This window comes from Syntrophomonas sp. UBA5494 (assembly GCF_002426325.1).
On the sequence record NZ_DIPG01000058.1, the window covers coordinates 20,818 to 29,826 of the forward strand.

At 51.4% G+C, this 9,009-nt stretch carries 12 protein-coding genes; 10 read left to right on the forward strand and 2 right to left on the reverse strand.

Annotation, left to right across the window (positions count from 1 at the left end; genetic code table 11):
- Nucleotide 1 precedes the first annotated feature (1 nt).
- The 7 genes from hisG to hisIE all read left to right on the forward strand — a co-directional run bounded on the left by hisG (nucleotide 2) and on the right by hisIE (nucleotide 5,437).
- Entirely contained in the window at nucleotides 2-655 is a 654-nt protein-coding gene (gene hisG / locus B3W37_RS06885) for an ATP phosphoribosyltransferase (RefSeq protein WP_483170784.1), read from the forward strand.
- Entirely contained in the window at nucleotides 655-1,941 is a 1,287-nt protein-coding gene (gene hisD / locus B3W37_RS06890) for a histidinol dehydrogenase (protein ID WP_483170785.1), read from the forward strand. Before hisG ends, hisD begins: the two co-directional genes overlap by 1 nt.
- Before the next feature lie 2 nt (nucleotides 1,942-1,943).
- Nucleotides 1,944-2,537: an imidazoleglycerol-phosphate dehydratase HisB gene (gene hisB / locus B3W37_RS06895; protein WP_483170786.1), complete on the forward strand. Its 594-nt coding sequence runs from the start codon at nucleotides 1,944-1,946 to the stop codon at nucleotides 2,535-2,537.
- Nucleotides 2,538-2,569: 32 nt separating this feature from the next.
- Nucleotides 2,570-3,175 carry an imidazole glycerol phosphate synthase subunit HisH gene (hisH, locus tag B3W37_RS06900; RefSeq protein WP_483170787.1) on the forward strand — a complete coding sequence of 202 codons (606 nt, stop codon included), beginning with the start codon at nucleotides 2,570-2,572 and terminating at the stop codon, nucleotides 3,173-3,175.
- A 103-nt stretch (nucleotides 3,176-3,278) separates the two neighbouring features.
- Nucleotides 3,279-4,013 (forward strand): 1-(5-phosphoribosyl)-5-[(5-phosphoribosylamino)methylideneamino]imidazole-4-carboxamide isomerase, encoded by a 735-nt coding sequence (gene hisA / locus B3W37_RS06905; RefSeq protein WP_483170788.1) that lies wholly within the window; start codon nucleotides 3,279-3,281, stop codon nucleotides 4,011-4,013.
- Nucleotides 4,014-4,026: 13 nt separating this feature from the next.
- Entirely contained in the window at nucleotides 4,027-4,791 is a 765-nt protein-coding gene (hisF, locus tag B3W37_RS06910) for an imidazole glycerol phosphate synthase subunit HisF (RefSeq protein WP_483170789.1), read from the forward strand.
- Entirely contained in the window at nucleotides 4,784-5,437 is a 654-nt protein-coding gene (hisIE, locus tag B3W37_RS06915; protein WP_483170790.1) for a bifunctional phosphoribosyl-AMP cyclohydrolase/phosphoribosyl-ATP diphosphatase HisIE, read from the forward strand. Before hisF ends, hisIE begins: the two co-directional genes overlap by 8 nt.
- Here the strand turns inward: hisIE and B3W37_RS06920 are convergent.
- Nucleotides 5,434-6,765, reverse strand: a complete 1,332-nt coding sequence (locus B3W37_RS06920) for a hemolysin family protein (protein ID WP_483175170.1) — start codon at nucleotides 6,763-6,765, stop codon at nucleotides 5,434-5,436. The two genes, hisIE and B3W37_RS06920, sit on opposite strands and share 4 nt — an antisense overlap.
- Before the next feature lie 253 nt (nucleotides 6,766-7,018).
- On the opposite strand from B3W37_RS06920, the gene B3W37_RS06925 reads away from it, so the two are divergent.
- From B3W37_RS06925 to B3W37_RS06935, 3 genes are read left to right on the forward strand one after another with little or no spacing between them, the layout of a single operon-like run.
- A complete protein-coding gene (locus B3W37_RS06925) occupies nucleotides 7,019-7,285 on the forward strand; it encodes a hypothetical protein (RefSeq protein WP_483170793.1) in 267 nt (88 codons plus the stop codon).
- Nucleotides 7,282-7,587 carry a hypothetical protein gene (locus B3W37_RS06930; protein ID WP_483170794.1) on the forward strand — a complete coding sequence of 102 codons (306 nt, stop codon included), beginning with the start codon at nucleotides 7,282-7,284 and terminating at the stop codon, nucleotides 7,585-7,587. Before B3W37_RS06925 ends, B3W37_RS06930 begins: the two co-directional genes overlap by 4 nt.
- Nucleotides 7,588-7,637: 50 nt before the next feature.
- Nucleotides 7,638-7,994 carry a phage holin gene (locus B3W37_RS06935; RefSeq protein ID WP_483170795.1) on the forward strand — a complete coding sequence of 119 codons (357 nt, stop codon included), beginning with the start codon at nucleotides 7,638-7,640 and terminating at the stop codon, nucleotides 7,992-7,994.
- Between the two features lie 687 nt (nucleotides 7,995-8,681).
- On the opposite strand, the gene B3W37_RS06940 is transcribed toward B3W37_RS06935, so the two are convergent.
- Nucleotides 8,682-8,927, reverse strand: coding sequence for a hypothetical protein (locus B3W37_RS06940; RefSeq protein ID WP_483170797.1), 246 nt, complete (start codon nucleotides 8,925-8,927; stop codon nucleotides 8,682-8,684).
- Between the last annotated feature and the right edge of the window lie 82 nt (nucleotides 8,928-9,009).

The window sequence follows — 9,009 nt, forward strand, 5'->3', positions numbered from 1 at the left end:
CTTGGAACAGCAGTACCTAACGATTGCTTTATCAAAGGGCACTTTGTTGAAACCTACGGTGGCCCTTTTTGGAAAAGCCGGGCTGCCCGCCGAGGGTGTAAACGAAGACAGCCGCAGCATGGTGTTCGACTTTGAAGAGCCCATGATCAGATATATTATGTGCCGTCCCACCGATGTGCCCACTTATGTGGAACAAGGGGCTGCGGACCTTGGTATCGTGGGAAAAGACGTAATCGTGGAGCAGGGTAAAGATATTTTCGAGATGGTTGATCTGCAGTACGGTTACTGCCGCTTTGTGGTGGCGGTGCCGGAAGCCATGCGCTCGGCCAAACTCGCCGACCTCAATTACAAACGGGTAGCCACCAAATTCCCGGTGACAGCGGAACGGTTTTTCCGCCAGCAGGGGCTGCAGGTAGAGATTATTGAATTGCACGGCAACATAGAACTGGCCCCTCTGATGGGGCTCTCGGATATGATCGTGGACATCGTTTCCACGGGCCGCACCCTGCGTGAGAACAACCTAATTGAACTGGTAAAGATAATGGATTCAACTACCCGTTTAATCTGCAACCGGGTCAGTTATCGCACCAAATATGAGCTGATTCAACCCTTGATTGATAAACTGCAAACCCTGGTGAAAGGTGGTAATAATTAATGAAAATTAAACGGATCACAGCGCAAGACGAAACCCTGCGGCAATTTTTGGCAGCCGGCGAAGAAAGTCTGCAGGGTTACGAAGAACAGGTCAGGGCCATTGCAGAGCAGATCAAGGCTCGGGGGGATCAGGCCGTATTAGAGTATACTTGCCGCTTCGACGGCCCGGTAGACGAGTCCAATATGCTGGTCAGTGAAGATGAATTCGATGAGGCCTATGATCTGGTAGATGATGAATATCTTAATGCGATCCGCAATGCCATCGATAATATCACCGCCTTCCACAATCGCCAGTTGAAGAACTCCTGGATGGAACCGGATGAACGCGGCAATATTTTGGGACAATTGCACCGCCCTCTGCAGCGGGTTGGTATATATGTTCCAGGCGGAACCGCCGCCTACCCTTCCTCGGTGTTAATGAACGCCATTCCGGCCCAGGTGGCCGGTGTGCCCCAAATTGCCATGGTCAGTCCTCCGGACAGCAAGGGGAAAATGAACCCCTATACCCTGGTGGCGGCCTATGAGCTGGGTCTGGAAGAAGTCTACAAAATGGGGGGCGCTCAGGCTATTTTCGCTCTGGCCTGGGGAACCGGGAAGGTGCCCAAGGTCGATCTCATCAGCGGCCCCGGCAACATCTATGTAACCCTGGCCAAGAAGATGGTCTATGGGGATGTAAATATAGACATGCTGGCCGGACCCAGTGAGATTCTCATCATAGCTGACCAGCAGGCCGACCCGGCCTATGTGGCCGCCGACCTCATGTCGCAAGCCGAGCATGATGTTCTGGCTCGCAGCATTCTGGTCACACCGGATGCCGCCCTGCTGGATAAAGTGGAATCAGAGTTGGAGCGGCAGGTGATGAAACTGTCGCGGCGTGACATGATACTGGAGGCGCTGGAGAGAAACGGGGCGTTTATCATCACCCACGATATCCAGGAAGCCTGTGAAGTCGCCAATCTCATCGCTCCCGAGCATCTGGAATTGATGGTTGAGGCTCCTTTTGATCTGATCAGCCTGATACATCATGCGGGAGCAATATTTATGGGCAAGTATACCCCGGAGCCGGTAGGCGATTATTTTGCCGGGCCCAACCACATACTGCCCACCGGAGGTACAGCGCGCTTTTACTCCCCGGTGACAGTCGATACATTTACCAAGACTTCCAGCTTGATATACTACTCCCGCCAGGGTATCCAAGAAGATGCCGACCACATTATTAAACTGGCCACAGTTGAGGGACTGACGGCACATGCCAATTCGGTAAGGGTGAGGAAAGGTAGTGATTGATTATGGAAACTGTCAGGTCGGCCGAAGTGTTGAGAAAAACCAGCGAAACCGAGATTTTGCTGCAATTGGAGCTGGATGGAACCGGCAAGCATCAGGTGGATACAGAAATTCCCTTTTTCAGCCATATGCTGACCCTTTTTGCAGCCCACAGCCTGTGCGACCTGAAGGTGGCAGCCCGTGGCGATCTGGAAGTGGACGATCATCACTCGGTGGAGGATATAGGAATTTGTCTGGGGCAGGCCATCGCCCAGGCTATCGGCGCCAAACAGGGCATCAACCGTTACGGGGAAGCGACCGTGCCTATGGATGAAGCCCTGGTGAGGGTGGTTCTGGATCTTTCGGGGCGGGCCTGCCTGGTCTATGATGTAAGCCTGAACCGGTCCCAGATTGGACCTTTTGCCACTGAAAACGTGGCCGAGTTCTTTCGCGCGGTAGCCAACCACGCCGGCATGAATATACATATTGACCTTATCCGCGGGTCCAACAGCCATCATATAATCGAAGCGGTTTTCAAGGCTTTTGCCCGTGCATTTAAAGCCGCTATAACCCGCGAACCCCGAATAGAAGGGGTCTGGTCTACTAAAGGCAAACTGTAATAATCGGCGTATATTCTACAGGGGATGAGACTTTGATAACGATAATCGATTACGGCATGGGCAATCTGGGCAGTGTGCAGAATGCCCTGCACAAGTTGGGCTACAACTCGGAAATCAGCAGCGAACCCGGCAAGGTGATGGGGGCTTCCAAAGTGATCCTGCCCGGTGTAGGGGCTTTTGAGGATGCCATGGCAAACCTCACCGGCAAAGGGCTGGCTGATGCGCTCAAAGAGGTGGCAGCCCGGGAGGTGCCATTGCTGGGCATCTGTTTGGGGATGCAGCTGTTTTGCGAAGTAAGCGAAGAAAATGGGGTGCATCAGGGTTTGAACCTGGTTCCCGGGCGGGTTACGCGCTTTCAATTGCCCTCCAGTTACAAGGTGCCGCATATGGGGTGGAATCAAGTCGAACCGGTTGCTGACAGCAGGTTGTTTGCGGGTATCGACGCCGATAGCCATTTCTATTTTGTGCACTCTTACCATGTTAATCCCGGGGAGCCCAAATGGGTGGGAGCCTACTGTCAGTACGGCTACGATTTTGTATGCGCCCTGGAGCACCATAACCTGTTCGCAACCCAGTTTCATCCCGAGAAATCCGGGGAATTGGGCTTGAGACTTTTACATAATTTCGCCCGGCTGTAGCGGTAATAAACAACCCCGGCCGGAGGTCTTCTTATTGCGGATTAAGGGAAGGCCGGCAGGGCTGTTCAGATATAATAATGACTGGCAGCGGAGGTTTAGAGTGATGATGATATATCCGGCCATCGACTTGAAAGATGGCCACTGTGTTCGCTTGGTTGAGGGGCGAGCCGATCAAAAAACAGTTTATTCCAGCGACCCCGGGCAGGTAGCCCGGGATTTTCAGGCGGCTGGAGCAGGCTATCTGCATATAGTCGACCTGGATGGGGCTTTTGAAGGCCTGCCTAAGAACCGGGCTGCCATCCGGGCTGTTGCTGCAGGGGTTGAAATCCCTTTTCAGGTGGGCGGCGGCCTGCGCGGCATAAAGGATGTGGAGCAGACCCTGAGTCTGGGGGCAGCGCGGGTTATTATTGGAACCAGGGCTGTGACCAGTCCCGATTTCGTTAAGGAATTATTGGATAGGTTCGGTCCGGAACGCATCGTCCTGGGAATAGACGCCCGGGATGGCAAGGTGGCGGTGCAGGGCTGGGTTCAAGTCTCTGATCTCGATGCGGTGGAATTCGGTCAAAGCATGCATGCCCTGGGTATTCGCACTGCGGTCTATACCGACATCAGCCGGGACGGAAAGCTTAACGGCCCTAATGTAGAGGCCATCAGAATCATGCTGGAACAGACCGGGCTGCGTATCATCGCTTCCGGGGGCGTTTCCAGTCTGGAAAATATCAAGGCCCTGCAGGCCCTGACCCCTTGGGGAATGGATGGCGCCATAGTAGGCAAGGCTTTATATGACGGCAAACTGGATCTGGGCCAGGCGCTGGCTCTGGCCAGGGCAGGCGCTTAGAGGGGGATTGGAGATGCTGGCAAAAAGGATTATCCCCTGTCTTGATGTTCACCAGGGCAGGGTGGTTAAAGGCATAAACTTCGTTGACCTGCGGGATGCCGGTGATCCGGTCAAGTTAGCCGCCTTCTATGATAAGGAAGGCGCCGATGAACTGGTTTTCCTGGACATCAGTGCTTCCCATGAACAGCGCAAAACCATGATTGAAGTGGTCAGGAATACCGCCCGGGAGGTGTTTATCCCCTTTGCCGTGGGCGGCGGCATCAGCAGTATCGATGATATACGCAGCCTGCTGACGGCCGGAGCTGATAAGGTGTCGATCAATTCGGCCGCAGTACGCGATCCGGGTCTGATTTCAGATGGGGCGCGGCGTTTTGGCAGCCAGTGCATAGTGGTGGCCATCGATGCCCGCCGCCGCAGCGAGGCGGAAGGCTGGGAGGTCTTCATCAACGGCGGTAAAATACCGACCGGGATGGATGCGCTGCAATGGGCCAGACAGGTTGAAGCCCTTGGCGCTGGAGAGATCCTCCTGACCAGCATGGATAAAGACGGCACCAAGGACGGTTATGACCTGGAATTGACAGCCGCCATCAGCGACCATGCCGGGATACCGGTCATCGCTTCGGGGGGCGCCGGCAATCTGGAGCACCTTTACGAGGCCGTGCATGACGGACACGCCGATGCGGTGTTATGCGCTTCCATTTTTCACTATCGTGAATATACCATAAGAGAGGCCAAACAATTCTTGAGGGACAAAGGAGTTGCAGTACGAAATGATTGAGCAGATCAACTTTGAAAAACAAGGCGGCCTGGTGCCGGCCGTGATTCAGGACGCCACAACCGGTCAGGTGTTAATGGTGGCCTATATGAACGAAACCGCCCTGCAGAAGACCTTGGATACGGGAAAAACCTGGTTCTTCTCCCGCAGCCGGCAGCGTTTATGGATGAAGGGCGAGACTTCCGGCCATGTACAGGAGGTCGAAGAAATCCTCTTTGACTGCGATCAGGATTGCCTGTTGATAACAGTCCGTCAGATCGGCGCGGCTTGCCATACCGGGCATTATAGCTGCTTCTACCGCAATATTGAGGGAGAAGAAGTGTTATCCCAGGTTTTTAATGTGGAGGAATGGTTTCGCCCTGGTTTGGAAGGCCCCGGAGTGCTTTTTGAATTAATTGACGTGATTCGCGAACGGCAGCTTACCATGCCGGAAAACTCCTATACCAGCTATCTGTTCAGTAAAGGTCTGGATAAAATCCTCAAAAAGATCGGCGAGGAAAGCGCCGAGGTCATCATCGCCGCCAAAAACCGGGAAAAAACCGAAGTAGTATACGAAGCCGCAGATTTAATATACCATCTCCTGGTCCTGCTGGTGGAGCAGGGAGTAGAATTGAGCGACGTTTTTGCCGAACTGAGGTCACGGCGTTAACCAGTCTGTTTGGCTCTATCCGGTTTAGGCTGGTTTTTTTTGTGTGGATAAATCTTTACTTTTCTAATGCTGTTATCCAGCATTTCTACAACTTCCAGACTTACGTTCTCCAACCCGATGCAGTCGCCTACCTGTGGGTAGCGGCCCAGGCGTTCCAGTATGAAGCCGGCCAGGGTATTGTAGGATTCATCATCGGTCACCCCGAGGTGAAATCTACCAGCGGCATCATCGATATGCATACGCCCGCTGACCAGGTAGGTGCCGTCGGCCTGCTTGACCACCTCAGGCTCTTCAGCATCGAACTCATCCTGAATATCCCCCACCAGAACCTCCAGAACATTATCCATGGTCACGATACCAGAGGTGCCTCCATATTCGTCAATCACCGCGGCGAGATGCTGGTGATTTTTCTGGAAGTCAGTCAGCAAGCGATCCAGGGGCATAAATTCCGGAACATACATGATCGGCCGGGATATATCCTGAATGCTGGCTGTGTCCGGATCCATATAGAGCAGGTCCTTGATGTGGACCAGACCGACCACCCGGTCGGGACTGCCTTCGCAAAGGGGATAACGGGTATGCTGAGTCTGCCGTGCTATCTCAATATTCTCTTTCAACTCCAGGCGGGTGTCCAGAAATACCACTTCAGTCCGGGGTACCATGATTTCCTCAGCAGTAGTCTCCTCAAACAGAAATACATTCTGTAAAAGCTCCTGTTCATTCTCGTTGATCTGCCCGCCTCTGAAACTCTCGGCGATGATCATGCGCAATTCTTCACCGCTGTGGGTCATTTCGGCCTCGCTGCTCAACTGAATACCCATCAGGCGCAAGGTCTGGTTGGCGGTTCCATTGAGCAGCAACACCGCCGGGTAGAAAAGGGTGTAAAACACCCGCATCGGTAAAGCCAGCCATAAAGAAAGGGACTCGGCCCTTTGTATCGCCAGTGATTTGGGGGCCAATTCCCCGAACACCACATGTAAAAAGGTTATAAATCCGAAAGAGACCACAAAACTGATCGTGTGAGCCAGAGCCGGTGAAATAAGCCCCCATTTATATAATACCGGGGTCAGCAGGGCGGCCACCGCCGGTTCTCCCAACCAGCCCAAACCCAGACTGGCCAGAGTGATTCCCAGCTGGCTGACTGACAGATAAGCATCCAGTTTGTCGATACAATCCTTGGCCAGCCTGGCCTGGCGGTTGCCCTCCTCAGCCAGCTGAGCCAGCCTGGTGGGACGCACTTTGACAAAGGCAAACTCGGCAGCCACAAAAATACCGTTGAGAACAACCAGCAACAGAGCCAGTGCAATTTTCAGAATAGCGTAAATCATTGCAGTGTCTATCAAATAATAATACCTCGCTTTTAAGCCTCATATTTAATATGTGCCTTCAATAAGGACCTCATGCCCATCGTCCGGCCTGTTTAAAGCAAATCATCGCTTCTTTAATTGGAAACAGATGACTTAATACCATTATAAAGGATAAAACCTCCAATTAATCCATTATTGGCACCAATAACTAAAACAAAGAATATTTTATTAAAGAAGATGGATAGCTGGTAATTATGAAAGGTGGTGGCAGAACGTGCCGGGTGAGTCATTAGCAGAATACGGTATCGCCTTTTTCGCAGTGGCGGGCTTGGTTTATCTGTTTGCCCAGATGATCGGTTTGTGGGTTCAGAGAGGAGAAAAGGCCGATATGGCCAAAACGGTCGTCGCGATAACAGAGGTGATCGAAAATAATACCGAGGCCTTAAACCGACTGGAGAATATGATCGGAGTAACTTTGACCCGGCAGGAAGCCAAGTTGGATGAGTTGGTGGCCTACGCGCGACGGGAGAAACGGTTATGAACAATAACGGAGCAGAACCCGGGTTAAACGATAAAGTCTGCGTTCCCAGCTTCTATTCACGAGCAGATGAATTCAGTTTTAAGGATCTCCTGGCGATATTTTTCTCCAGTGGATTTTTCTATATCTGTTATCAGGCTCTGGGCGACCCCCAGGCATTGGAACTGGTAAAAGCAGTCGGTTATCTGATGGCAGTAATCCTGGGTGGATATTTTGGCCAGGAAATAACCAGTACACTGGTAAAGGAAAAGCTCATGGCGCAGCGTAAGGCAGTATCTTCGCCAAAGAACGATACAAGGCCATAGGGCTACCTTTAGCTGTTTTTTAAACGGACTTATTATAAGGAGGGAGTAAAATGGACACAGCTTTAATTAATCTGGCCTATAGTTTTCTATCCCTGGTGATACCGGTGATAGCTGTTATGGTGGTGGAGCTCATTAGAAGGTATCTGGGGCTGCAGAAAATGGCTCAGGTTAACGAAGCTATCACCAATAAGAAAGCATTGGCTTTAATAGCGGTCCGTTTTGCAGAACAGACTTACCAGGATCTGCATGGAGAAGAAAAGTTTAATAAAGCGGCGTCATGGTTGGCCGAACAAGTAGACCAGTACGGGTTCAACGTTAGTGAAACCGAAATAAAAGGCCTCATTGAAGCGGCCTTGCGCCAGTTGAAGGACGAATTTGCCTCTGAATGGCATAAACAGCTGCAGTAAGGGATCACCTATTAAGAAAAAGAAAGCATTCACAACGTACTTGTTTTATTGACTTTGATCCGATTACTACATTATTATAAAATTACCAGGAAGTTGTAGCCTGGAACACCCTGGAAGTTCTGATGGCACTGAGAAAATAGGCCCGGATAAAATCTCCACACAGAGGTCGCAATGTAGTTTTTGGAAAGGCAAGTGCCGATAGATAACTGCAATGTAGGCGAGGTGTAACCGGTTTAGACCGGGAGATACTATGAATGTGTGGGAGGATCGGGTAAACCTCATCGAGGTAAACAGTATGCTTGACTGACATTGCTGTCAAGAGCACTGTTAGCAATCAGAAGCAGGCCGCAGTTGTTGCCAGACAATGCGTATCCTGGGACCGGGGTGACAAAACAAAGGAGGATCACCTCTCTTGTACAACTACACAACGTAGGAAGGCCGGCGGGCACGAGAGTGCATATGCTGGCCTTTCTATTGCCTGTTATGCCGATCGGGTTATGTGTATCAGAATAAGTTATCTCATTCGGACAGCAACAACCCGGAAGCTTATTTTATTCAGTTCTGTGAAGATGATCGCTCAGGGCTCGGCACAGTGCGGGGCCCGAACATTACATGCAGCTATAAACAGTCAAAGCGGACGGCTTGAGGGGAGCCGCCCGCTTTAACTGTTTATAGCAAAATGAAGGGTTATGGTGCTCTATGTCCGGGAACGCTCAAGTTGTTAGCGAAAGTAATTTCCCTCTGTTTGATGGGACGCAACATGCTAAGAGCCTCATGCAGAGGAGAGTAGCGCAGTAAGGCGGTAGCCAGTTCAATTGTGCCTAATACCCCGCACATGGTTCCTGCCCATCCGGTTACAATTTGACTGCCGGACAGAAAGTATAGGATTAAGCAAGCCGCATAGCGCATGATTACTTCTTTCCGATTTAACATAACGTGGTTCACCCGCTTTCTTATTCAGGTCGAAACTAAAAGAAACATAATCTTTATGCAAACTGGCGCGTGACATCTGCCA

Coding starts and splice junctions, on each gene's coding strand:
- hisD (WP_483170785.1), top strand. CDS start 655: ATGAAAATTAAACGGATCACAGCGCAAGACGAAACCCTGCGGCAATTT.
- hisB (WP_483170786.1), top strand. CDS start 1,944: ATGGAAACTGTCAGGTCGGCCGAAGTGTTGAGAAAAACCAGCGAAACC.
- hisA (WP_483170788.1), top strand. CDS start 3,279: ATGATGATATATCCGGCCATCGACTTGAAAGATGGCCACTGTGTTCGC.
- hisF (WP_483170789.1), top strand. CDS start 4,027: ATGCTGGCAAAAAGGATTATCCCCTGTCTTGATGTTCACCAGGGCAGG.
- hisIE (WP_483170790.1), top strand. CDS start 4,784: ATGATTGAGCAGATCAACTTTGAAAAACAAGGCGGCCTGGTGCCGGCC.
- B3W37_RS06920 (WP_483175170.1), bottom strand. CDS start 6,765: ATGATTTACGCTATTCTGAAAATTGCACTGGCTCTGTTGCTGGTTGTT.
- B3W37_RS06930 (WP_483170794.1), top strand. CDS start 7,282: ATGAACAATAACGGAGCAGAACCCGGGTTAAACGATAAAGTCTGCGTT.
- B3W37_RS06935 (WP_483170795.1), top strand. CDS start 7,638: ATGGACACAGCTTTAATTAATCTGGCCTATAGTTTTCTATCCCTGGTG.
- B3W37_RS06940 (WP_483170797.1), bottom strand. CDS start 8,927: ATGTTAAATCGGAAAGAAGTAATCATGCGCTATGCGGCTTGCTTAATC.